The sequence below is a fragment of the Empedobacter sp. ULE_I140 genome, assembly GCF_053482575.1.
On record NZ_JBQMTX010000001.1, the window covers coordinates 785,515 to 810,906 of the forward strand.

The window sequence follows — 25,392 nt, forward strand, 5'->3', positions numbered from 1 at the left end:
TCTTTTATTGAATGATTAAAAATAGTTTAATCTTTTCTAATTTCTATCTTTTTGTTAAAATTTGGACGATTAAATCATTTTTTTGATTTTGATAAACGTTTGTTCCACTTCATTTTTCAAGTGAGCTAAATCGCCATTATTATCAATGATAAAATCTGATTTAGCGATTCGTTCTTCGTCCGAAATCTGATTGTTTATTCTCGCAAGAATTTCTTCTCGTGATAAACCATCTCTTTTTATAGTTCGTGCAATTCGCGTTTCTATATCGACCACTACACTTATCACAACATCGCAATCTTTGTAACTACCACTTTCTATTAAAATAGCAGCTTCTTTCATTACAATGTCCGATTTTTGTGCTTTTTTCCAATCCTCAAAATCTTGGAAAACTGCTGGATGAACAATTGAATTTAATAGCTTCAATTTTTCATTATTCTGAAAAACTTGTTTTGATAGATATGGTTTATTCAAACCATTTTCATTGTAAGCTTCTTCACCAAAAGCCGCAATAATTTTAACTTTTACTTCAGAGTTTTCATTCTGAATCGTTTTCGCTCTTGTATCAGAATTATATACCGGAATACCTAATTCTTCGAATAATTTTGCAGCTGTACTTTTGCCAGAGCCTATTCCGCCAGTAATTCCTGCTACAAAAGGTTGGTTGTTTTTCATGGTTTGAAGTTAAAAAAATGCCGAAGAATAATTCCTTCGGCAATCAGTTAAATATATGTTAACCTTAAACTTAGTTTTTTTCTTCAACTGCTTTTTCTGATTTCTCAGCTTTGTCAGTCGTTTTTGAATAACGTGCAGCAGTTAATTCACGAGAAATTGCAGCCTTTTCAAATTTAATTTTTCCAGCTCCAGTTTCGATGATAACAGCGTCGTCATAAATTTCGTTGATTTTTCCGTGAATTCCAGAAGTTGTTACAACTTGATCACCACGTTTGATATCCGTTTGAAATTGTTTTTCTTGTTTCGCTTTCTTTTGTTGAGGACGAATCATGAAAAAGTACATAATTACGAACATCCCTCCGAACATCAAAAGCATAGACATTCCTCCGCCTTGTGCACCAGCTTGTAAAAAGATTGTTTGAATCATTTTTATATTTTATCGATTTAATACTTATTGTCCAAATGCTTGTTGCGCATTTTGATCATTTGCAGTAGCTCCAACAACGTTTGCAGAAATGTCAAATTTCTCGTGACCATTTGTTGTGTTTGTTACTAAAGTTACTGTTTTTTGTTGTTTTCCGTTCATGTTTCCAGCTGTGTAAACAACTTTGATAGAATCTGTAGCTCCTACTGCAATTGGAGTAGAAGGGAATTCAGGAACGGTACAACCACAAGTTGCAGACGCATCGCGAATAACTAATGGAGATTTACCATCGTTTTTGAACTTGATATATGTTTCTACTTTATTGTTAGCTTTTACATCTCCAAAATCGTGATTCGCTTCTGCTAATGTTAAAACTGGAGCTGTAGCTGGATCTACAACATTTTCAGCTTGTTGAGCTGTTTCTTCTGCTGTAAAATTATCGCTAGCTTTTTTCTCTCCACAAGAGCTGATTGCGAATGATAATGCAAATGCACCTAAAATAAATAATTTACTTTTCATTTTTATAATTATTTGTCTTAGTCAAAATTAAGAAAAAATAGTGATTATAATAAACCTCTACCGTATTTTGGTAAATTATTATTGTCTTTTAACTCTTTTAATGTTTTATCTAAGATTCCATTAACAAAAACACGTGATTTTTCTGTCGAATAACTTTTCGCTAATTCTACATATTCGTTGATTGTAACTTTCGCAGGAATATTTGAGAAATATAAAAATTCTGTCAAAGCCATTTCCAAAATAATCAAATCGATTGTCGCAATACGATCTAATTCCCAGTTTTGAGCTTTTTCGTCAATGATTTTTCTTGTTTCTGCTTGGTGACGAATAGTTTTACGGAATAATTCTTCAGTAAATTTTTTGTCATCTAAATCTTTGTAAACTTTGAACAAAGAAATCAACGGAGAACTGTTTTGACGGAACGATTTTATCGTTGTGTGTACCATCGCATTTGCAATATGTACATCGTCTGCCCATGTAATCTGAATTCCTTCTAAGTAATCGTGCAAATCTTCATATTCAGCAATAAATTCTACGAAAAAGTTCAAGATAAATTCTTTGTCTTCCTCAAAAGAATGTTTGTCGCTGCTCATGTATGTTTTGTACAATTCGCTTTCTGTCAAATTTTTAAAGATATTGTTTGGATAAGAATCATAAATATCCCAAAGTAAAAATTTGTTGTCATTTGAATAACGAGTTAATTCAAGATTTTGTTCAATAATTTTGAATACTTTATTCTGAACAAATTTTAAATTTGGATTTAAATCTTCTTGGGTTGGAAAGTTTTTTGATTTTGCAAGTTCAATTTTATGCTCTGCAATGTCCTTTTGAACTTTAATCAAATTTAGGAGATAAATGTACAAATCGTAGATTTGATCGATACTTTTCATCATATTTTTCTCGACCGCTCTTTCTTCGCCTTCAGTTCCTAAACTATTGTAAGCATAGATATTCTGCATTACTTTTTCGCGTAGTTGTCTTCTTCCCAACATAATTTCAATGATATAACGTCTAATAAATTGATGCAAAGGTAAAAAAAAGAATGTAATTTTGTTTTGTGAAATCATTACAAAAGTTAAATAAATTTTTATGGAAGTATAAATGGAGAATATTTTTGGGCTTCATTTTTACGATTTGTGCCAATTGGGTGCAGGTTTATTCCGTTACATATATTAGAGAAGCGATTAATACAGTTGAAGAATTGTTACGAAATTTTAAGAAAGAAGGAACAGATAACCTCGATCTTTTGAAAGATGGTTTGATGTATGCCAGTTTGGCTTTTTTCTTTTTTAAAGTTTTGGGAGGAGTTCTGACGGTTGGTACACGACAAATGATTATTGTGGCATCGCGTTATATTGAGTTCGATTTGAAAAATGTGATTTACGATAAATATCAAAAATTATCGTTGTCCTTTTACAAAAAACACAAAACGGGCGATTTGATGAATCGTATTACAGAAGATGTCGGATTGGTGCGTATGTATCTTGGACCTGGAATTATGTATCCGATTGATTTGGTATCGCGAGTTGTGATTATTGCGTATTTTATGTTGCAAATTGATAAGCAATTAACGCTTTATACATTGGCTCCTTTGCCTATTTTATCATTGTTAATCTATAATGTTGCACGAAATATTAACAAGAAAAGTAAGCGAGTACAAGAACAACAATCTACGATTTCGTCATCTGTACAAGATACTTTTGCTGGAATTCGCGTGATAAAATCATTCAATTCAGAAGAATTTATAAAATCTAAATACGAAGTTGAAGCAGATGAATATCAGAAACGTGCGCTTAATTTAGCTCAAATTCAAGCTGCTTTTGGACCTTTGATGGTTGTTGTAGTTGGAGTGAGTAATTTGGTGATTTTGTATTTGGGAGGAGTAAAATATATAGAAGGAACAATGGATATTGGTTCTATTGCTCAATTTTTCCTTTACCTAAATATGTTAATTTGGCCATTTACTTCGTTGGGTTGGATTACGATGGTTGTACAGCGTGCAGAAGCGTCGATGTTTCGTATCAACGAATTTTTGAATGCCGAAACTGATGTAAAAGAAAAACAATTAGTGAATCACGAAGTAGAAGGTACAATTGAATTTAAGAATGTGACGTATATCTACGAAAACACAGGAATTAAAGCGTTGGATAATGTTTCGTTCAAAATTAATAAAGGTGAAACTTTAGCGATTCTTGGAAAAACAGGTTCAGGAAAATCGACAATTGCTTTGTTGGTTGCGCGTTCGCTGGAACCGACTTCTGGTGAAATTTTGATTGATGATAAAAATATTCATGATATTAATGTAGAATCTATTCGAGAAGAAATTGGTTATGTACCGCAAGAAGCTTTCCTTTTCTCGGATTCGTTAACCAATAATATTTTGTTTGGTTCTGATGATACTGATGAACAAACTGCTGAAGTTTTTGCGAAGAAAGCGGTTGTTCATGATAATATTGATCTATTTAAAGAACGTTATGAAACAGTTGTTGGAGAACGTGGAGTGACACTTTCTGGTGGTCAAAAACAACGTGTTTCTATAGCTCGTGCTTTGGTGAATGATCCGAAAATATTAATATTTGATGATAGTTTGTCAGCTGTAGATACCGAAACAGAGGAACAAATCTTAAATAATTTATCTTCTGAAATTAATGGTAAAACGACCATCATTATTACGCATCGTGTATCTTCTGCTAAGCGCGCTGATCAGATTTTGGTTTTAGAAGATGGTCATGTTTTAGAAAATGGTTCGAACAGTGAATTATTAAATAAGCATGGTTATTATTACGAATTGTACAATAAACAACTGCTAGATTAAGTTTATTAATAGAGATTTAATAAAATAATAGAAAATATTTGCTTAAAATGTTGTTGTTTTCTTAATTTTTTTTAGATTTGTTAGGAAACATTTAACAATTAAACTCTATTTAGACTTATGAATGATTTTGAAAACCAAGAAAAGGTGGATGCAGAAGGAGTCTTTTCAAAGGTATTAAGGGCTGGGAGAAGAACTTATTTCTTCGATGTTCGCGAAACAAGAGCAGGTGATTATTACTTGACGATTACAGAAAGTAAAAAAAATACGCAGGACGATGGAAATGTGTATTACAAAAAACATAAAATTTACTTGTACAAAGAAGATTTTGAAAGTTTCAAGGAAATGTTAGACGAAACGACGGATTTTGTTTTTGCACAAAAAGGACAAGAGGTAATTTCGGAAAGACATCAGAAAGATTTTGATCCAAAAAATAAAGTTGTGAGTAAAGAAGAAACGCAAGTTGAATCTTTTACCAATATCGATTTTGACGATATATAGACTTTACTAAATATGCGTAAAAAGAAACCTCCGCTCAATAACTTGAGCGGAGGTTTTTATTTTATAGAATTAAAAACATTTAGAGATTCCTCCTAATGTCGGAATGACATTGTTTCGAAATTAATCAGATAAACAAAAAGCTAGTTTTAGTTGTCATATTGAGTGATTTTTCGATTTGATAGAATAAGTAAGTTGTATCAAAGCAGCTTGAAAGAGAATTTATTTTAAATTCGGTGCTGTAACGAGTGCCTTTTCTATAATTTCAAAGATAAAGACTTAAAAATCAAACTTTATTTTGTCTACGTAAAGTTAGCAACTCCAAAGAGTATCTGCTATTAATTATTGATGAAAGTAAGTGAACCCACGCGTTGTATATGTAATTTACATTTAGTGAGTGTTCGTTATCAACCTCACCTTATGGGTGTACAATCACCCTCAAAAATTATAATTTATGCTATAATAAGTTCAATTCCTGCTTTCTCTGCTTTGTATTTTATTTTGGTCATCAGTTCATAATAACTCCAATTTCTTAGTACAAATTCTTCTTCTTTGGCTAGTTCTATCTTTTCTTCTTGATCCAATAATATAAGTGTTCCTGCTTTATTACTGATGCAAAAATCGATTAACCTTCTACTGTAAACATGTAATCGATTATGTACGTAATTACGTTCTAATTCACTTATTTTTTCTAACGCTTTTAGTTTTCTCGTTCTTCCTTTGCCCGATTTAGCATAGGTTACTCCTACTTGTATTCGTTTACGAGACGCTTGTATTGCCAATCTTCTATACAAAAATTCTTCTTTGGTTCCGATGGAAAGTCTAGATTTACCTACTTTTACAACCAATGGATATTCTAATGATAAGGAAGCTTCTGCTATCCTTTCGGGTTGTAATTGATGGTTTTCTTTTTCAATTTCAACAACAGCTAACCAAAATATTTTACCTTTTTCTATTTTTATTTGCGACGTACAAAGTTTAACTTCACCATTTACTACTTGTTCCAATAGTTTTTTGTTACCTGTAAAATCTCTTCCTAAATAGGTTTTGAATGGAAGTTGAAACAATCGAAAACAAAAACTTTTTTTCTCAGGATGATAAGATAATTTGCTAATACCTTCCAATCCAAAAGGAAATGCCATATCCCGTTTGAAGTTTTTTAAAGAAGCTTCTCCTCTCCAATATTCTTGGTAATCTTTGTTAAACGTACTGTGTAGTCTACTGTTTAAACAAGATAATATATTCATCGGAATTTCTCCTTTAAAACGATCTGATATCACACGATAAGTGGTATTTATTCGCGAACGCTGTAAGATTCCTGCTTCATCTTTCTTTTCATCAACCAACTTGTGTATAACCCCTTCTGAAAGATACAAAAACTCTTTCACCATCCCTTGTATATACAAATGAGAAACGATCAAATTAGCGGCTCTATAACACCTGTTTCTCCATTTATAAAGTATTTCCAAAACCTCTTGACGTTCTTCTTGGGTAGCTAAATCAACAATTAACTGTATTTTTCGAGTGAGTATTAAAGTAGATTTCTCCATCATCAATAGTTTAGGGATTGAACTTTATTTTGTTGGGTAAATTTATAGGCGACTATAAATTCATTGTGTACTTCTTTTTGAGACAGTTCTAATTCTTCAGCGATATTTGCAAAAGATTGTTTACGCTCGCATCGAAGTTTTAAAATCAACGATTGTGTTTCGCTTATTTGATTTTGTTTCTCTACAGTAGAGACTGTTTTGGTTTTAATAATTAACTTATCTTGGTGATTTAAAATCTTCTTAAGATCATCAATAGCATGTTTAATTTCATTACTGGTTTCTTTGATTCCTCTTCCCATTGCTTTAGCAATCGCTTTATATTTAAATCCATGTTTTAAACAGAGTTCAATCAAATGTTTTCTTTCAGCATTTAATAAGGGTAATACTTTTATAATTTGATCAAAATAGTGCTGTTGAGTTTCTTGTTCGTTCAGGTTTTCTAATACATTAGCGGAATCATATCCAGCCAAATAACTTTGATAATTCTCATAACTTTCTAGTGAGCTCACAGTTCTAAAAAACTTATTCTTCGGTTTAGCATAATGCGAATAGCAACTGTATTTCATTACAAGCCTCAAAAAGAAAAAAATATGATTTGGAGATTCAATCTTCTCTCGATATTCCCAAAGTTTCAGAAACACATCTTGTAACAAACATTCTACTACAAACTCATCCTCAATTATTTGTTTACCAAACCAAAAGATTCGTTTATTGTACCTGACATAAATACGTTCGAAAGCAGTAGAATTACCTTTTTTTAATAATTCAAATTCTTTTTCTAGCATAATAAAAGTGGTTTTATTTGTGTTTTATGTGATGCGTATGACGTTTTACGTTATTTTTTTAGTTTTACGTGATACGTATTAAGTTCTACATTTTTATTCTTATTATATTCAAATTCACTTATAACAAAGAATTTTAGAGTCGACATACGATTTGTAGACGAGCTTCAATTCATTGAAACAAGCGTAAAAAAGATTAGTGAGCGATAGCGAATCATTTAATCTTTTTAGTGCGTGAAATGGTAATTGAACGTCGAAAATCGCAGTCTTGATTTTTTTTGTTTCGTTTTTTTTATCAAGAAAAAAAATGAAAGTAAAATTCTTTTTATCATATGATACTCATCAAAGCTTATCATTTAGCTGTCATTCTGGGCTTGTCTCAGAATCGCATCCAATATGTAATTTCGAGGTATCGAGAAATCTTTTGTCACTTTTTTTCGTCAAAAAAACTAACGAAAAAAGACTTGGCCGTAATGCTCTCATTTCACTAAAGATTTTACAAACCCTACGGGCTAAAACCTTTTTAACGTTACATTTAACCATTTTCTTAACGTGAGAGTTTTAATGTCGGTTTTTTTCATCCTTTTTTCAATATTCAAATCCTTTTTTAATAACGGATTTTAGAGTCGACATACGATTTGTAGACGAGTTTCAATCCATTGAAACAAGCGTAAAAAAGATTAGTAAGCGTATGCGAATCATTTAATCTTTTTAGTGCGTGAGATGGTAATTGAACGTCGAAAATCGCGGTCTTGATTTTTTTTGTTTCGTTTTTTTTTATCAAGAAAAAAAAATGAAAGTAAAATTCTTTTTATCATATGATACTCATCAAAGCTTATCATTTAGCTGTCATTCTGAGCTTGTCTCAGAATCGCATTTAATTTGCTATTCTTAAGCTAGCAGATTCCTCATCCGTTCTCACTACTTCGGAATGACAATTACTAACTGTCATTTCGAGGTATCGAGAAATCTTTTGTCACTTTTTTGCGTCAAAAAAACTAACGAAAAAAGACTTGGCTGTAAACCTATCTACTAAAAATGTTCTCATTCCACTAAACATTTTACAAACCCTACGGGCTAAAACCTTTTTAACGTTACATTTAACCATTTTCTTAACGTGAGAGTTTTAATGTCGGTTTTTTTCATCCTTTTTTCAATATTCAAATCCTTTTTTAATAACGGATTTTAGAGTCGACATACGATTTGTAGACGAGTTTCAATCCATTGAAACAAGCGTAAAAAAGATTAGTAAGCGTATGCGAATCATTTAATCTTTTTAGTGCGTGAGATGGTAATTGAACGTCGAAAATCGCGGTCTTGATTTTTTTTGTTTCGTTTTTTTTATCAAGAAAAAAAAATGAAAGTAAAATTCTTTTTATCATATGATACTCATCAAAGCTTATCATTTAGCTGTCATTCTGAGCTTGTCTCAGAATCGCATTCAATATGTCATTTCGAGGTATCGAGAAATCTTTCTATCACTTTTTTATTCATAGCTTATCTATTTTAATTATCGGTATTCATGTGCCCTTCGAGCAAGAGAGCAAAAAAGTAATCAAAAAACTCTTGTCTTTGATTTTCGACGGTCAAAATTAGTTTCAGTCATTCAATATTTTAAATCATTTGCTACGCAAACAGTAAAATATTTTAACCATGACTTTCAGCTTTTTGACACTCGTCTCCAAATCATATGACATTTTCTACATCCTTTTCAATATTCAAATTCGCTGTCATTCTGAACTCGTTTCAGAATCCCATCCTTAGTCTCAACCTCAAATACATAATACAATGTACTTTTTACATCGTACAACTCTAAAATCTAAATACTAACATCTAAATACTAATAATAAGGTAGGCCCCAATAAATTTGGAAAATGATATGAAAGGCATTACTTTTAATGTGCGAAAAAAAGAGTATAACCTAGCTGTCAAAGTCTCCTTACCGAGGCTCTGATAGAGAGCGTGTAAAGAAAGGATAGCCCTTTGCTTTACGTTCCCCGTGTTTTAAAAATGCTATAAATACGGAGGTTTGTTCTTTAAAAGAATGGAAAAAACAAACAGACTTTGTCTGGTGGTTTTTTACGGATGAATGGAAATTGTTTCGTTCTCATTTTGTGTTGGGTTTTATGGAACGATGTTTCTCGTGTATGAAGAAATACTTGCAAAAAAAGCAAGGCGGCTTCACACTTTAGACTCAAGGGCGACCAAACCCATCTTAAAAACTCGAAAGTTTAAAAGTTACCTCTAAAGCATACGTGAAAACCGCCCATGCCATATACGAAAGTACAAAACTTTTTAGACATGGAGCGATTCCACGATAGTCTCGAGGTAAAATTGGTCGTTTTGAGCCGAGAACCCATCGTAAGTAATTTGTCTTTATAGACTAATTATCAATTCGCTATAACAAATATAATACTTTTTTAATTAAATGCAAATTATTTTCTAATTAAAAACCTATAGACATTAATGAATAGTAGTGGTTCTAAATATAGAGAGCAAATAGGAGCTAAGTTAAGATCTCATCGTTTGAAACTTTTTTTATCAATTGATGATATTATTCTTATGACTGAGATTTCGAAAAGTTCAGTTTTAAAAGTTGAAAAAGGAATTGCAAAAGATATTGATTTATATATTGAATATGCAAAAGCCGTTCAGTACCCATTAGAAACATTATTAGACTTTAGAATTCCTCTTAAACCTCTAAATGAATTACCTAAAGATAGAATAGAATCTTTAAAATTGACATCAAAAATTAGGGAGCATATAGTAAATACTAATTTTCTTAATAAAGGTAAAACCGTAGCTGAAATAAAAGAGGAGTTACTTCGGTTGAAATTAGTGCCAAAGGATATAACTTCTGTTGCTATCGCTGGTGTTATGAGGAATTTAAAAAATGATGAGTTAGTCAGTTCAGAAGAAACAACTGGTAGAAAGGCTATTTATATTTCAAATCTTAATCAATACAAATATTGAAACTAAATGTATGATACAATAATGAGTATAGAAATCTAAATTACTAAGCTGATTGACAGAGGTATTATTTTTGACTTTGAGTAAGATAAAATCAAAGAAATTCTTTAGATATTGGTTACTATAAATTAGAGCTTGTTAGTATACATAAAAATACAAAATTTTATCAATAAAAAACCTCTCAAAGAATCCTTTGAGAGGTTTTATATATTGTAAATAAGTTAAATCTTAACCTACTAATTCTTCTACTTTATCAGCAGCGTCTTTTAATGTGATAGCAGAGTGAACAGCGAAACCTGATTCATCAATCATTTTCTTAGCGATTTCTGCATTTGTTCCTTGTAAACGAACAATAATTGGCACATTAATTTCGTCACCCATATTGTTGTAAGCATCTAAGATACCTTGAGCAACTCGGTCACAACGTACAATACCACCAAAAATGTTGATTAAGATAGCTTTTACGTTTTTATCTTTTAAGATAATACGGAAACCTTTTTCTACACGCTCAGCATCAGCAGTACCACCAACGTCTAAGAAGTTTGCAGGGTTACCACCAGATAATTTGATGATATCCATAGTTGCCATTGCTAAACCAGCTCCGTTAACCATACATCCAACGTTTCCGTCTAATTTTACGAAGTTTAATCCAGCTTCTCCAGCTTCAACTTCTGTTGGATCTTCTTCTCTTGTATCACGTAAAGCAGCGATATCTGCATGACGGAATAATGAGTTATCATCGATAGATACTTTAGCATCTACAGCGATAATTTGATCGTCAGATGTTTTAAGAACTGGGTTAATTTCGAACATAGAAGCGTCAATCGCAACGTATGCATTATATAAAGCAGTGATAAATTTAACACCATCTTTGAAAGCGTTTCCTGATAAACCTAAGTTGAAAGCAACTTTACGCGCTTGGAAACCTTGGATTCCTACAGCTGGATCAATTTCTTCTGTAAAGATTTTGTCTGGCGTGTGCTCAGCAACTTCCTCGATATCCATTCCACCTTCAGTAGAATACATAATCATGTTTTTACCAGTTGCACGATCTAATAATACAGAAACATAGTATTCTTCAGTTTCAGATTCACCAGGATAATAAACATCCTCAGCAATTAAAACTTGATGAACTTTTTTACCTTCAGCCGAAGTCTGAGGTGTAACTAATTGCATTCCGATGATTTCGTTTGCTTTTTCCTTAACTTCGTCCAAGTTTTTAGCAAGCTTTACTCCACCACCTTTTCCACGACCACCTGCGTGTACTTGTGCTTTTACGACATGCCAACCTGTACCAGTTTGTTCTGTTAATTGTTTAGCAGCTTCTACAGCTTCTTCTGGTGTAGTAGCAACGATACCACGTTGTACTTTTACACCATATTTACTAAGAATTTCTTTTCCTTGATATTCGTGAAGATTCATTTTTTTTGATTTTTCAATTACAAAAATAAAAATATTGTTGATGTATTCTAAATTTTGCCATATTAATTTTATCAGCTTATGCTAAAAAAGTGGTTAATATTGTTTATTTAGAGGTTACAAGATACGAATATTAATGATTTAAAAAGTCAAAACAATTGTTATATAATTTTTAAATCGTAACAAGTACACTAAAAACTAGTTTAATTTGGATGTCTTTATTTTGAATTCAAAAAAAACTTATCACTTATAATTTAAGACTTAGTACTTAATTTATATCTTTACCTCATGATAAAAGCAGAAAATATTGTTAAGAAATTTGGTGAATTAGAAGTGCTAAAAAATGTTTCTTTATCGATTGCAGAAAAAGAAATCGTTTCTATTGTTGGTGTTTCTGGAGCAGGAAAAACAACTTTGCTTCAAATTTTAGGAACATTAGAAAAAAGTTCTGAGCCAAAGAAATATAATACTTCTATTCAGATTGCGGGACAAGATATCACGAAATTAAACGATCGCGATTTATCTAAATTCCGTAATGAGAACATTGGATTCATTTTTCAGTTTCATCAATTGTTGCCAGAATTTAATGCAATAGAAAATATTTGTATTCCAGCTTTTATCAAAAAAACAAAAAAAGCTGATGCTGAAAAACGTGCAAAAGAGTTGATGTCCTATTTAGGACTTTCGCAACGATTAACACATAAACCGAATCAACTTTCTGGAGGAGAACAGCAACGTGTAGCAGTAGCTCGTGCGTTGATTAATCAACCTAAAGTCGTTTTTGCTGATGAACCTTCTGGTAATTTAGATTCGAAAAATGCAGAAGAATTACACGAATTATTTTTCAATCTTCGAAACGAATTTGGTCAAACTTTTGTCATTGTGACACATAACGAAGAATTAGCAAATATGACCGATCGAAAATTGGTGATGGCTGATGGTTTATTTGTTGATAGTATGTAAAATCTTTTCGATTAAAATGATTTAATAAAATAGGATACATTTGTAACTTCTAAGAATTATTGTTTTTAATGTTTAAGAATTTACTGTTTTTTGTTCTATTACTTACTACTCCTTTTTTATCTGCCCAAAATATCGATCCACAAAAATTGAATGATGAAATTTCAGTTTTAAATGATCAATTCAAATATGAAACTTCTTTATTAAGGTTAGAAGAAGTTATTACGGATAAGAAATCTACACATTATGACATCTTTAATGCTTATATACAAAGATCTTTAACCTATAAAAGGTTATATAATTATCCTGAAGTTGCGCGCAATTTAGAATTAGCAAAAGAACATTTGGATGAAGTGAACGATAATAAGCTGAAAGAAATAGGTGAAGTACGCTTGTTGGTAGAGCAATTATTTGTTGCTTTTGATAATCAGAAATGGGAAGATGTAGATAAAGTATTAAAGGAAATTTCTACAAAAGACTTGTCTTTATTAAATTCTGAAACTCAATTATTCTATTATAATGTAATTGCAACATTACAAATGCGAGAGAAAGATTTTGTTAATGCAGAAAAAACATTAAACCATGCGATAGAACTTGGCAAAATAGATAATCCGAAACATGTTGCAGCCGTTTATATAAAACTAATTGATTTAGCTGAATTTAAAAAAGATACTCAAATGGCTGAAAAAGCATTTGATAACGCTATTTTTTATTCAAAAAAATATAAAATGTTGATTTATGAAAAGTTTGTTTATTACATTATGAGTCACTTTTATGCAGAGATAAAAGATTTTGAAAAAGCATATTATTATCAGAAAATAGCTGTAGAACTTACTTATAAATATAGTACCAATACTTATAATGGTAAATTAACTATTCTTGATAAAAAATTACTTGACAAGCGAAAAAATATTGAAATTGATTACGAGAAAAAAATTCGCTATTTACTTATAACTTGCTTGATTGCTGTTTTTGCATTTCTTATAGTTGTAATAAAATTATATAATTCGAACAAAGAGAAAAATCGATTTATACAAAGAGAGAATAACAGAATGCGAATTGAGTTAGAGAATTTCATGAAAGAATCTAACGAAAAAGGAGAGCATTTACTTCATATAGAAGATTATAATTTAACAGAAAGACAATTAGAGATTATTGAACTTGTAAAACAAGGAAAAACAAATAAAGAGATTGGGGAAGAACTTTTTATTTCTGAAAATACCGTAAAATATCACTTAAAAATTATTTATAAAGCTTTAGGAATAGATAATCGCTTAGGATTGAAATTCTAATTCTCTATAACATATTATACTTCTTAGTATATTTGCTAAATGACAGAAATAAAGGATTTTTTAGACGAAAAAGTTCTTCAATATAATACATTAGACTTTATCGATTCTGATCCAGTACAGATTCCGCATAGATTTTCTGCGAAAGAAGATATCGAAATTGCTGGGTTTTTAGCAGCAACAATTGCGTGGGGAAATCGTAAAATGATTATCAATAATGCGAATAAAATGATGCAGTTAATGGGAAATTCACCTTACGATTTTGTGATGAATTTCTCTGAAAATGATTTTGAGAATTTGGATGGTTTTGTTCATAGAACATTCAATAGTGAAGATTTAAAATATTTCATGCAATCGCTTCGTAATATTTATCAAAATCATGGAGGATTGGAACAAGTTTTTGCAAAACATCAAACTTCAGATTCGATGCAAGCATCAATTTCGAATTTCAAACAAACTTTTTTCGAGATAGAGCATCCAACTCGAACAACTAAACATATTTCAGATCCGTTGAATAATTCGGCTGCAAAGCGTATCAATATGTACTTGCGTTGGATGATTCGTGATGACAAACAAGGTGTTGATTTAGGGATTTGGAAATCCATTCCAACTTCTATTCTTTCGTGTCCTTTGGATGTACATTCGGGAAATGTTGCACGAAAATTAAATATTCTGACTCGAAAACAAAATGATGCAAAAGCATTGAAAGAACTTGATACAAAATTGCGAGAAATGGATGCAAATGATCCTGTTAAATATGATTTTGCTTTATTTGGTTTGGGTGTTTTCGAAGGGTTTTAACTGAACTGAAAATAATTTTATTTAGAAAAATTAGAATTAAATTCGCTAAAAATAAGTTTGTATGAAAGAATTGAATGAAATAAAATATATCGAACGTTTACCTGTTGTTTCGACTGAAAAAACGCCTCTTTTTGTGCTGATACATGGTTATGGAAGCAATGAAGAAGATTTGTTTTCATTTGCACAAGATTTGCCGCAGAATGCGCATATTGTAAGTGTGCGTGCGTTGCATGATATTGTGTATGGCGGATATGCGTGGTATGATATCAATTTTGTGAACAATGAAAAATGGATGGATGAAACGCAAGCAATAGAATCTCGTAATAAATTGGTTGAATTTATTGATGCAATTGTTCATCAAGAGAATTTAGATGCAGCAAATGTAACATTGATGGGCTTTAGCCAAGGTGCAATTTTGAGTTATGCGATTTCGATAAATAATCCTGAAAAGATTAAAAACGTGGCTATTTTAAGTGGTTATCCAGAAGCTAAAATTATTGGAGATTTTGATCAATCGAAAGATTTTTCGAATTTAAATTTCTTTGTTTCGCACGGAACAGAAGATGTTGTATTGCCAATTGAATTAGGACGAATGGGTGACGAGTTTTTAAAATCCTTGAATATTAATTTTGAATACCACGAATACAGAAGTGGACACGGAATTGTTCCTCAAAATTACTATGATTTGATGGATTGGATCAAAAGATTTTAACATAAAGCTGAATTAAATTCAGCTTCTCATCATTATAAGATATTTAAATAAATTTAACTTCTATGGCGTCGCCGTGATATTCCTTGAACGAGGCGTCATAGAATTCGATATTGGTATAACGATATAACAATTCGGTAATTTCTTTTTTCAGAATTCCTTTTCCATAACCGTGAATTAAAATCAATCGAATTTGACTTTCAAACATTGCACGTTCAACCTCATTTCGAGCAACATCTAATTGCGTTTGTATAATTTGCGCATTATCCAAATCACGCCAATTATCAACCAGATTTTCGATATGCAAATCAATTTCTCGCGTTAAATACGGATGACGATGAGATTTGCGAAAAGTCTTAAACTTTGGTTTCGAAAACTCTTTGATTTCCTCATCTCGATATTCTTCATAGTCAATCTCAATATCTTTGATGATTTCGTCTTGGTGATACTCATATTCAAAACCAAACTCATCATTAAAGTAAACAAAATCACCTTTCAATTTGGTAATTGTTCCCGAAATATTATCATCTATCACTTTAACTTTTGTTCCAATTTTGAACATTTTCTACTTTTTCTGCAAAATTAAGAATTATTTTATGAGTTTTTAGATTGTTGTATTATTCAATTCAAACTCAATGTTGTATTTTTGTTTATTAAACTAACCAAATGTCAAATCAACCTAAAAAAATAAAAGTACTTTTTAGACTTCGTTCATTAGAAATGGGTGGAGTTCCAAGAGTAGTTTTAGATTTGTTGAGAAACTTACCAAAAGATAAATTCGATTTTACTTTGATGCTTAACTTGTATCAAGGCGAATTGATTAAAGAAATTCCGACTGATATAAAATTAATTGTTGTAGAAAAAGGAAAAGAGCAGATGAATTCTAATTCTTTTGTGCAGAAATTACAATTAGTTTGGCGACGATTGAAGTTAGAAGTTTATGATAAATTTCCGTCAATTTTATACAAAATAAAAGTTCCAGAAAAATATGATATCGAAGTTTCCCCTGGTTATGCGGAATTTGATATGGTGTTAAATTCTCCTGATAAAAAATCAAGAAAAATAGGCTGGTTTCATACTGATGTTGGCTATGATAAAGATCAACAGCGAGTTTTGAGTAGAATTGAAAAGATGAAACGTTTTGATTTTATGATTTTTGGCTCGAAACAAACACGTCAAGTAATTGATGATTTGTATCAAGTTACCTATCCAAAATCGACTGTTATTTATAATGTGATAAAAGTGGATGAGGTTTTGAAAAAAGCCGAGCTTTTTGAGTATTCTTATGAAACAGATTTACCGGTTTTTTCGTCTATGGGACGACTGCATCATCGCAAAGGATATCATACATTGATGAAGGTGCATAAACGATTATTAGACGATGGTTATAATCATAAAATAGCGGTAATTGGTGGAGGAAACGAAATGGAAAATTTGATCAATCAACGTAAAGAACTAAATGTTGAAGATTCTTTTTTATTGTTAGATTCTCAAACCAACCCTTATCCTTATATCAAGGCATCTGATTATTTTATTTTGCCAACACAATCCGAGTCATATCCATTGGTTATAGGTGAAGTAATGTGCATGCGAAAACCAATTATTTCGACAAATGTAGGTGGAATCGCAGAAATGATTGATGATGGAGTAGATGGAATTTTAATTCAATATAATGAAGATGAAATGTACGAATCGATGAAATCTTTTATGACGAATCATGATTTGGTTCAAAAAATTATTGAAGGAACTGCAAATGCGTACAATAAATTTGATGAAAAAGAGATTTATCGTCAAGTTTCTGAAGTTTTCGAACAACAATATCAAATCAAACTTGAGAATGAACGAGGTTAAAATTACCATTGTCACGCCTTCATATAATCGTGCGCATACGTTAACGCGTGTGTATGATTCATTAAAAAATCAAACATTCAAAGATTTTAAATGGATTATTATGGACGATGGTTCTACTGATGATACCAAAGAAATTGTTGAAAATTTTCAATCAGAAGGTTTAATTGATATTGAATATTTCTGGAACGAAAATCAACATAAATTCATTACTGTTTTTGAAGGAATTAAAAAAGTGACTTCTAAATACTTTATGATTGTAGATTCGGACGATTCTTATCCAGAGAATGCTTTACAAACATTATTTGATGAGGTAGAGAATATCAAAAGTCAAGACGAATATATTTCTGTAATGGGATTGTCGCAATATACAGATGGAAAAATAGTTGGTAATCAATATCCAAATAATGGATTTGATGGTTCTATTTTCGATATGCGTTACAAGTATAAAGTGCGTGGAGATAAGTTTGGAATTTTTATAACAAAGACTTATCAACAATTGTTGAAAAACTTTAATTATTCACCTTACAAAAGCAAAGGTTACATTCCACAATCGGTATTTTTTAATACATATGATGCGAATGGAGTAAAAACACGATTTGTTAATAAAGTTGTTCGTAACTATCATTTGGATGAAGCGGATGAAATTTCTGTTTCCAATACACGTTGGACAGGAAAAAACACATTTGGCTTGATGGAAGGTTATCGTTCTTTTCTTAATTCTTACGGGACTAAACTTTTCAAATATCCAAAAGCTTTAATCCGTAATTTGGTTGGTTATCAAATTTATTCGATAATTAATCATAAAAGTTTATCAGAAATTAATAAAGATTTGAAGTATTTCAAATTGTTATCAATCTTGCTTTATCCGTTGAGCTTAATTTATATAAAGGTGAAGTAATGGAAAGAGGTAGAATAAAAGTATTTGATAGCCTACGAGTACTTGCCATCCTAATGGTTTTTATACATCATTATTATAGTTCAAAAGTATATCCCGAATTAGGAGAATTATTTCTTTACGGAGCATTTGGAGTTCCTTTGTTTTTTATGATTTCTGGTTTTGTAATTTCCTTAACATTAGAACGCACGGATAATTTTAAAACCTATCTAAAGAATAGATTTATAAGATTATCTCCAGCCATGATAATCTGTTCCACGTTAACGTTTGTCTTTTTTGCATTTTTTTATACAGGAGAAGGTTATGAACATTCGAAAAATATTTGGAACTATTTAATAGCAAATACTTTTATTGATCCTCATGTATTTGATTTATATTCTGGGGAAATTAAATATTATTATTTGGATAATGCTTATTGGAGTCTTTGGGTTGAGGTATGTTTTTATATTATAATAGGAACATTGTATTTTATGAATAAAAGAAAATACTTATTACACTTTATAATAATTTGTATCATAATGATGCCATTACAAATGATTTTTTATTCTCATTCAGCACGTCCATATTTATTAAATTATTTTTCAGAATCTCAACTCGATTATTATAGACTTGTCGCAAGATGTTTAGCTCTTTTTAGTGAATGTATTTGGTTTATTATAGGAATGTTTTTACTTAGACTTTATCAAACAAAAGATAAAAAATTTTTATACATAATTATATTTTTATTAGGACTATCTGTTTTAAAAGAATTAAATTCTGGCATTCTTGTATTTTCTGTTTCTGTTTTTATTTTTATATTACTTTTTGTGTATAAACCAGAAAAATTAAAATTTTTAGAACAACCCTTTTTATTAAAAATTGGTGCAGCTTCTTATTGTATGTATCTAATTCATTATCACTTAGGAGTAGTTTTTGTGAAATACTTAAATGAAAATTTCAAATTAGGATATTTCTCTCCTGTTATTGTAATTATATTTGTTATCGTTTTTGGATTAGTTTGTTATAAGTTTTTTGAAAAAAAATTAATAAAACTTTACAAAAGAATATTAAAATAAAATGCTAAACTATTTAAAACTTATACGAGTTAACCAATGGGTAAAAAATCTATTTGTTTTTTTACCAATATTTTTTTCGGGAAATTTATTGAATATCGATTTGTTTATTGAGTCGTTTTATGGCTTTTTAATCTTTTCGTTTGTGGCAAGTAGTATTTATATTATCAATGATTATGTCGATATAGAAAAAGATAAAAAACATCCCGAAAAGAAAAATAGACCATTGGCAAGTGGTAAAATATCGAAGCAAAATGCTTTAATTCTATTTGTTATTTTAGTCATTGTAACATCAATTCTGATTTATTTTTTTGGAAATAAATATGTCGCAATTCTTGTTGGAATTTACTTTTTTATGAATTTGGCTTATTCATTCAAGTTAAAACAAATTGCAATTCTTGATGTGATGATTATAGCATTTGGATTCTTACTAAGAGTTTTTGTTGGTGGTTATATGACTAGTTTAATTGTAACGGATTGGACAACTTTGTTAGTATTTGATTTGGCACTAATTTTAGCTTTAGGAAAACGTAGAGGGGAATTAATTAATGCCGATTTACAAGGAATTACAAGGAAATCTCTAGATGGTTATAATCTCAATTTTCTTAATTCAGCTTTATCCATAACTTGTACTGTCGCTGTAATTTGTTACATGATGTTTATTCTTTCTCCAGAAACTCAATCCAAATTTCACCATTATATTATTTATACCTTTGTCTTTGTTTTTGCAGCTGTTTTGCGCTATTTGCAACAGACATTTGTATTTGCTAAAACCGAATCTCCAACTAAATTGATTTTTAAAGATCATTTTCTACAAATTTTAATTGTAACGTGGGGAATCTGTTATGTTTTATTGATTTATTTTAACAATGGAAAATAAAAAATTAATCCCAGTTGCCAATTGGGGACTATATCCATCTATAAAAGCCAATGTTGTTTCTCCAACTACAGTTTTAGAATTTCAGGAAGCAATTCTTTCAAATGAAGAAGTTATTGCGAGAGGAAATGGTCGTTGTTATGGAGATGCATCATTACAAAATACAATTATTTCAACTTCGAAATGGAATAAATTTATCGATTTTGATCGCGAACATGGCATTATAGAAGTTGAATCTGGTGTTTTATTATCAGATATTTTAGAAGTTTCAATTCCGGCAGGATATTTCATTTCAGTCACTCCTGGAACCAAATTTATTACAGTTGGCGGAGCAATTGCATCAGATGTTCATGGAAAAAATCATCACATCGATGGTTGTTTTTCTGATCATTTAATTCATTTCGATTTAATGATCGAAAATGGGGATATTTTACATTGTTCAAGAAATGAAAACACAGATTTATTTTGGGCAACAATAGGAGGAATGGGATTGACAGGAATTGTTATTTCTGCTAAATTTATGTTGAAAAAAATTGAGTCAGCATATATTCGAAATGAAGCAATTCAGGCAAAGAATTTAGATGAAATTTTCGAACTATTCGAATCTTCTGAATCTTGGACATATAATGTTGCGTGGTTAGATTGTTTACAAAAAGGAACTTCTTTAGGAAAGTCGATTATGTTGCGAGGCGAACATGCGACTTTAGATGAGTTACCTCAAAAATTTAAAAAGAATCCTTTAAAAATTAAGAAGAAATTAAACTTAAATATTCCATTTTTCTTTCCAAATTTTGCGTTGAATCCTTTATCAATTAAGATTTTCAATTGGTTATATTTTAATAAACAAGGTAAAAAGCATTTGAAAAATTATGTGGATTACGAAACATTTTTTTATCCGTTAGATGCTGTTCATAATTGGAATCGTATTTATGGGAAAAATGGATTTATTCAATATCAATTTGTGATTCCAAAGGAGACGGGAAAAGAAGGAATGCGAAAGATTTTGGAAACAATTGCTGCTAGTGGAAATGGTTCTTTTTTAGTCGTATTGAAATTGTTTGGTGATAATAATCCAAAAGCTTATAATTCGTTTCCAATGAAAGGATACACACTGGCTTTAGACTTTAAAGTAAACAATAAATTAGAGAAATTAATTGCAAGTTTAGATAAAATTGTGATGGATTATGGAGGACATATTTACCGAACAAAAGACGCGATGTCCAATCCAGCCTTGACAGATTATTTACAACATATCGATTCTCCAAAATTCGAGTCGATGCAAAACGAACGTATCAATAGATTTAAGCAAAAATGATAGTAATAGGATCAAATTCTGATGTAGCAATAGCTTTTGTAGAAAAGGTTTTGAAAGAAGGTAAACGTTTTCCGATGGTTTATTTATTTACATCAAACATCGAAAAAACAAAGAAGTTAGCACTACATTTTTATGCAAAATATGAGCAAAAATGCGAGATTGTTCATTTCGATTTAACAAAAGAAAACGATTATTCTTTAATTTCTCATATCGATTCTGAATTATTGTTTTGTGCAGCTGGATATTTAGGAAAAAATTCGGAAGAAGGTTTATATGATGATTGGAACACGAAACAAATAGTAGAAGTTAATTACTCAAAATTAATTGTCTTAATTAATCATTTTGCGCAGAAATTCGAAGCAAAAGGTTCGGGAACTATCATTGGATTGTCGTCTGTAGCTGGTGAACGTGGTCGTCAAAGCAATTTTATTTATGGATCTGCAAAAGCTGGTTTCACAGCTTATTTAGCTGGTTTGAGAAATTATTTATTCCATAAAAAAGTTCATGTAATGACAGTTATTCCAGGATTTATGGATACGCAAATGACAGCTGATATTGAAACACCAAAACCATTAACTGCTCAACCAGATCAAGCGGCTAATATTATTTATAAAGCTTATGTCAAAAAGAAAAATATTGTTTATGTAACATTTTTGTGGTGGGGAATTATGATGATAATTCGTAATGTTCCTGAATTTATTTTCAAAAAAATGAAAATGTAATGAATCGCAATTTATACCTTTTTGATTTTGATGGAACGTTAACTTGTAAAGATACCTTATTCGATTTTTTGAAATTCTCTTTTCCTAAAGTTTACTTTATTAATTATCTGATATTTATTCCATTATTTATCGTTTCGAAATTAAAGATAATTGATGCTGGTTTTGTAAAAGAAATGTTTATTTCTAAATTTTTGAAAGGAAAATCTTATGTTGAAATTAATCAATTAGCTCAAAATTATTTCGAAAAAAATCATCAAGAATTAATTTATTCTAAAGCTGATGAATATATTAAATCATTAAGTAATTATAATGACAAATTTATCGTTTCGGCTTCAGTCGATTTTTGGATTCAACCTTTTGCTGATTATTATGAAATGGGACTAATTTGTACCAAAGCAAAATATGATGAACAAGGCTTTTTTACAGGGAAATTTGCTTCACCAAATTGTAATTATCAGGAAAAAAAGAATAGAATCGAGAAAGAAATTGATTTGTCTTTATATGACCAAATCATAGCTTTTGGTGACACAAAAGGTGATGAAGCAATGTTTTCGATCGCTACAAAATCTAATTTTAGATGTTTTAATTAATAAAACTATATTTGCACGACCAAACTATAACTATGAAAGATTCTTTGAATAAAAGTAAAATTCTGATTGCTTCAATTTTGATTTTACTTCTAAAATCTATCTTTTTCTTTACTCACCATATACAAGAAGATGCTTTAATTTCGTGGCGTGTTGCTCGAAATATTATCGAGTATGGTGTCTACGGCTATAACGGAGCCGAAAAAATATCAGCATCTACAACACATTTATATGTTTTTGTTGGAGTCATTTTTCAATCTATTTTTGGCGAAGGAAATTTCATTTATCCGCTTCTTATTTTTAATACAATTTTACTGACAATTGGTATATATTGGCTTGGAAAACTATTTTTCAATTCAACAAATAAGATTATTTTATTCATTTTATTTGTTAGTTTTTTACCACCTGCTATAAAAATGTCAATTTTAGGAATGGAATTCGGAATGCTTTTCTTTTTCTATATGGCATTAATCAAATATGGTTTTGTAGAAAGAAAAAATTGGGCATTTATATTGATGCCGATCCTAATTCTTTGGACTAGAATTGACACCTGTATTTTCTTAGGATTGTTATTTATTTATGATGTAATTCAACAACGTAAATGGAATAACGCATTGATGATTGGTGGTATTTTAGCCGTTTTGTCTACAGTAGCTTTCAACTGGTTTTACTTCGGAGAAATTGTGAATAACACGATCACTTCTAAAAAGAATAATTACGTAAATCCTACATTATTAGAACGCTGGACTGAATTCAAATTCTTTGGGCCGAATTATTTTGGAATGATAAAATTTCCAACATCTATCTTTAACTTTTCAACGATTTTATTATTTATAATTTCGTTGGTTTGTTTGGTTGTATTAAACAAAAAATGGAATGTTGATAAACGAAAAGTAGTTTCGTTTTTATTCTTGTTTGGAGTTGTAAAAACCATCATTTTTGGTGCGGCTAACTCATGGTTCGATTGGTATTATTGGATTCCTCAAATCTGTTTGTTTTTGCCTATTATATTAATCGTTTTAGATTCGGAAAAGTACAAATCATTATCAATTGCTTATTTTATCGTCTTTTTTATTCCATTTACAGCTTATCAAGCTGTTCATTCTATTGCAACAGGACATGGAGAATGGAATCATGCACGTAAAATAGGTTTGTATTTAGATTCAATTGAGCCTAATAAAGACAATTATATATTCCTAGAACCAGCAGGTTATATTCCTTATTTTTCTAAGTTAAAAGTAATTGATTACGTTGGTTTAGTTGATAAAAGATTAACCGAAGAAAATATCGTGAAAAATGGAAAAGAAGTAGGTTTTTCTAATCTTATCAATAAAGCAAAACCGAAATATATTTTAGAAGATTTCAAGCCAATGTTCAAAGGAGAATTGGCCGATAAATCCATTTATAATGATTACGAATTGATCAAAGAATTTAAGGTTGCAGATGTAGCAAAATCTGACAATCCTATTTTAGACAAAATATACAAATTCAAGCCTTCTGGTAGAGATTTCTATTTATATAAACGAAAATCGACTGCGAAATAATGTCAGCTAAAAAGAAAATATTAATACGTATTGGCTCACTTCGTCATGGAGGTGCTGAAAAAGTATTGGTCACTTTTCTCAAAAATCTTCCAGCAGAAAAATACGAAATAGATTTATTGTTAAACCTTTATTCAGGTAAATATCTCAAAGATGTTCCGTCTTGGATTAATATCTATTATTTGAATAAAGGTGAAATGATTACGACAAATCGTCCGCAGGATATTCCGCAAAAAGCTTTTCGAGTGATTTATCAGAAGATTTTGTCAAAGTTTCCGAAGTTGCTTTATAAATTTATTTTACCAAACAAAAAATACGATATAGAGTTTGCGGCAATTCATGGAATAGCAGATGATATTTTGAATTCTCCGATTAAATCTTCTAAAAAGATAGTTTGGATTCACAATGATTTGTCGAATATTCCTGAATATACAACAGAACGATTGAAAAATTTTTTCAAATTTGATCAAATTCTAGTGATTTCAGAAAAGATTAATCAATTATTTTTAGGTTTAGCAAATTCAGATGAACAAAAACAAAAAGTGGTTCGTATTTATAATCCTATTGATGTCAATGAAATTATAAAGTCAGCTTTAGAACCTTGTGAGATTCAGAAAAAAAATGATCAACCGACATTTGTTTCAATCGGAACAGTTTTTCCACAAAAAGGATTTGATCGTCTATTGAGAGCGCATCGCAGATTGCTAGACGAAGGTTTTCAACATCAAGTTTGGATTGTTGGTGACGGTTACGATTTTCCGAATATCAAAAAATTGGTTGAAGAATTAAGAGTTGAAGAAACTGCACATTTGATTGGTTTCAAAGAAAATCCTTATCCCTATTTTGTTCAGGCAGATTATTATATTTTATCCTCTCGTTACGAAGGTTACCCAACAGTTTTGTTTGAAGCGATGGTTTTAGCAAAACCAATTATAGCAACAGATGTTTCGGGAGTTAGAGAAATGTTGAATGATGGCGAATTAGGGTATATTATCCATAATGAAGAGGAAGCAATTTATGATGGAATGAAATATTTTATTCAAAATCCTGAAATTGCCCATAAATATCAACAAATCATTGAAGGAAAAACATTACCTTTTGAGTTGGGGAATGCAGTAAATTCAATTGAAAAATATTTAAACTAAAT

The 25,392-nt window shown here is 30.4% G+C and carries 24 protein-coding genes; 16 read left to right on the top strand and 8 right to left on the bottom strand.

The annotated features are described in order from the left end of the window. Positions 1-69 precede the first annotated feature (69 nt). The 4 genes from coaE to nusB form a co-directional block, all read right to left on the bottom strand. A complete protein-coding gene (gene coaE / locus ACTS9J_RS03720) occupies positions 70-672 on the bottom strand; it encodes a dephospho-CoA kinase (protein ID WP_448352883.1) in 603 nt (200 codons plus the stop codon). A gap of 70 nt (positions 673-742) precedes the next feature. Then, on the bottom strand, positions 743-1,099 hold the full coding sequence (gene yajC / locus ACTS9J_RS03725) for a preprotein translocase subunit YajC (RefSeq protein ID WP_125350678.1): 357 nt from the start codon (positions 1,097-1,099) through the stop codon (positions 743-745). A 24-nt stretch (positions 1,100-1,123) separates the two neighbouring features. After that, positions 1,124-1,615: a DUF1573 domain-containing protein gene (locus tag ACTS9J_RS03730; RefSeq protein WP_114998927.1), complete on the bottom strand. Its 492-nt coding sequence runs from the start codon at positions 1,613-1,615 to the stop codon at positions 1,124-1,126. A 44-nt stretch (positions 1,616-1,659) separates the two neighbouring features. Continuing rightward, positions 1,660-2,682, bottom strand: a complete 1,023-nt coding sequence (gene nusB / locus ACTS9J_RS03735; RefSeq protein ID WP_448351489.1) for a transcription antitermination factor NusB — start codon at positions 2,680-2,682, stop codon at positions 1,660-1,662. Between nusB and ACTS9J_RS03740 the strand changes: the two genes are divergently transcribed. Continuing rightward, positions 2,673-4,430, top strand: a complete 1,758-nt coding sequence (locus tag ACTS9J_RS03740) for an ABC transporter ATP-binding protein (RefSeq protein ID WP_448352884.1) — start codon at positions 2,673-2,675, stop codon at positions 4,428-4,430. The two genes, nusB and ACTS9J_RS03740, sit on opposite strands and share 10 nt — an antisense overlap. 117 nt (positions 4,431-4,547) lie before the next feature. Then, positions 4,548-4,928, top strand: a complete 381-nt coding sequence (locus ACTS9J_RS03745; RefSeq protein ID WP_314546855.1) for a PUR family DNA/RNA-binding protein — start codon at positions 4,548-4,550, stop codon at positions 4,926-4,928. 449 nt (positions 4,929-5,377) lie between these two features. Here ACTS9J_RS03745 and ACTS9J_RS03750 read toward each other — a convergent pair whose 3' ends face one another. Continuing rightward, entirely contained in the window at positions 5,378-6,475 is a 1,098-nt protein-coding gene (locus tag ACTS9J_RS03750) for a hypothetical protein (RefSeq protein WP_448352885.1), read from the bottom strand. Positions 6,476-6,477: 2 nt separating this feature from the next. Next, the gene (locus ACTS9J_RS03755) at positions 6,478-7,260 is read right to left on the bottom strand and encodes an RNA polymerase sigma factor (RefSeq protein WP_448352886.1); all 783 of its coding nucleotides are present in this window, start codon (positions 7,258-7,260) and stop codon (positions 6,478-6,480) included. A gap of 2,463 nt (positions 7,261-9,723) precedes the next feature. Between ACTS9J_RS03755 and ACTS9J_RS03760 the strand changes: the two genes are divergently transcribed. Continuing rightward, positions 9,724-10,230: a hypothetical protein gene (locus ACTS9J_RS03760; protein WP_448352887.1), complete on the top strand. Its 507-nt coding sequence runs from the start codon at positions 9,724-9,726 to the stop codon at positions 10,228-10,230. 225 nt (positions 10,231-10,455) lie between these two features. Here the strand turns inward: ACTS9J_RS03760 and sucC are convergent, their stop codons facing one another. Next, positions 10,456-11,649: an ADP-forming succinate--CoA ligase subunit beta gene (gene sucC / locus ACTS9J_RS03765; protein WP_180905863.1), complete on the bottom strand. Its 1,194-nt coding sequence runs from the start codon at positions 11,647-11,649 to the stop codon at positions 10,456-10,458. A gap of 285 nt (positions 11,650-11,934) precedes the next feature. On the opposite strand from sucC, the gene ACTS9J_RS03770 reads away from it, so the two are divergent. From ACTS9J_RS03770 to ACTS9J_RS03785, 4 genes are all read left to right on the top strand, one after another. Continuing rightward, positions 11,935-12,609, top strand: a complete 675-nt coding sequence (locus ACTS9J_RS03770) for an ABC transporter ATP-binding protein (protein WP_448352888.1) — start codon at positions 11,935-11,937, stop codon at positions 12,607-12,609. 68 nt (positions 12,610-12,677) lie between these two features. Beyond that, positions 12,678-13,898: a LuxR C-terminal-related transcriptional regulator gene (locus ACTS9J_RS03775; protein WP_291098611.1), complete on the top strand. Its 1,221-nt coding sequence runs from the start codon at positions 12,678-12,680 to the stop codon at positions 13,896-13,898. 39 nt (positions 13,899-13,937) lie between these two features. Next, positions 13,938-14,696: a TIGR02757 family protein gene (locus tag ACTS9J_RS03780; RefSeq protein WP_114998946.1), complete on the top strand. Its 759-nt coding sequence runs from the start codon at positions 13,938-13,940 to the stop codon at positions 14,694-14,696. A gap of 61 nt (positions 14,697-14,757) precedes the next feature. Further along, positions 14,758-15,408, top strand: coding sequence for an alpha/beta hydrolase (locus ACTS9J_RS03785; RefSeq protein ID WP_448352889.1), 651 nt, complete (start codon positions 14,758-14,760; stop codon positions 15,406-15,408). A gap of 43 nt (positions 15,409-15,451) precedes the next feature. Here ACTS9J_RS03785 and ACTS9J_RS03790 read toward each other — a convergent pair whose 3' ends face one another. Further along, entirely contained in the window at positions 15,452-15,967 is a 516-nt protein-coding gene (locus ACTS9J_RS03790; protein WP_219035330.1) for a hypothetical protein, read from the bottom strand. Positions 15,968-16,071: 104 nt separating this feature from the next. On the opposite strand from ACTS9J_RS03790, the gene ACTS9J_RS03795 reads away from it, so the two are divergent. From ACTS9J_RS03795 to ACTS9J_RS03835, 9 genes are read left to right on the top strand one after another with little or no spacing between them, the layout of a single operon-like run. Then, on the top strand, positions 16,072-17,256 hold the full coding sequence (locus tag ACTS9J_RS03795; protein ID WP_448352890.1) for a glycosyltransferase: 1,185 nt from the start codon (positions 16,072-16,074) through the stop codon (positions 17,254-17,256). Further along, complete coding sequence (locus tag ACTS9J_RS03800; protein WP_448352891.1) at positions 17,243-18,154, top strand: glycosyltransferase family A protein; 912 nt, start codon at positions 17,243-17,245, stop codon at positions 18,152-18,154. Before ACTS9J_RS03795 ends, ACTS9J_RS03800 begins: the two co-directional genes overlap by 14 nt. Beyond that, on the top strand, positions 18,154-19,206 hold the full coding sequence (locus ACTS9J_RS03805) for an acyltransferase family protein (protein WP_291098625.1): 1,053 nt from the start codon (positions 18,154-18,156) through the stop codon (positions 19,204-19,206). The genes ACTS9J_RS03800 and ACTS9J_RS03805 overlap by 1 nt, the downstream gene beginning before the upstream one ends. 1 nt (position 19,207) lies before the next feature. Beyond that, positions 19,208-20,083: a UbiA prenyltransferase family protein gene (locus ACTS9J_RS03810; RefSeq protein WP_448352892.1), complete on the top strand. Its 876-nt coding sequence runs from the start codon at positions 19,208-19,210 to the stop codon at positions 20,081-20,083. Continuing rightward, positions 20,073-21,395 (top strand): FAD-binding protein, encoded by a 1,323-nt coding sequence (locus ACTS9J_RS03815; protein ID WP_448352893.1) that lies wholly within the window; start codon positions 20,073-20,075, stop codon positions 21,393-21,395. The genes ACTS9J_RS03810 and ACTS9J_RS03815 overlap by 11 nt, the downstream gene beginning before the upstream one ends. Further along, complete coding sequence (locus ACTS9J_RS03820) at positions 21,392-22,117, top strand: SDR family NAD(P)-dependent oxidoreductase (RefSeq protein WP_180905875.1); 726 nt, start codon at positions 21,392-21,394, stop codon at positions 22,115-22,117. Before ACTS9J_RS03815 ends, ACTS9J_RS03820 begins: the two co-directional genes overlap by 4 nt. Continuing rightward, positions 22,117-22,707: an HAD-IB family phosphatase gene (locus ACTS9J_RS03825; protein WP_286474928.1), complete on the top strand. Its 591-nt coding sequence runs from the start codon at positions 22,117-22,119 to the stop codon at positions 22,705-22,707. The genes ACTS9J_RS03820 and ACTS9J_RS03825 overlap by 1 nt, the downstream gene beginning before the upstream one ends. A 32-nt stretch (positions 22,708-22,739) precedes the next feature. Beyond that, a complete protein-coding gene (locus ACTS9J_RS03830; protein ID WP_038335316.1) occupies positions 22,740-24,248 on the top strand; it encodes a hypothetical protein in 1,509 nt (502 codons plus the stop codon). Beyond that, a complete protein-coding gene (locus ACTS9J_RS03835) occupies positions 24,248-25,390 on the top strand; it encodes a glycosyltransferase (RefSeq protein ID WP_280062058.1) in 1,143 nt (380 codons plus the stop codon). Before ACTS9J_RS03830 ends, ACTS9J_RS03835 begins: the two co-directional genes overlap by 1 nt. The last annotated feature ends 2 nt before the right edge of the window (positions 25,391-25,392 follow it).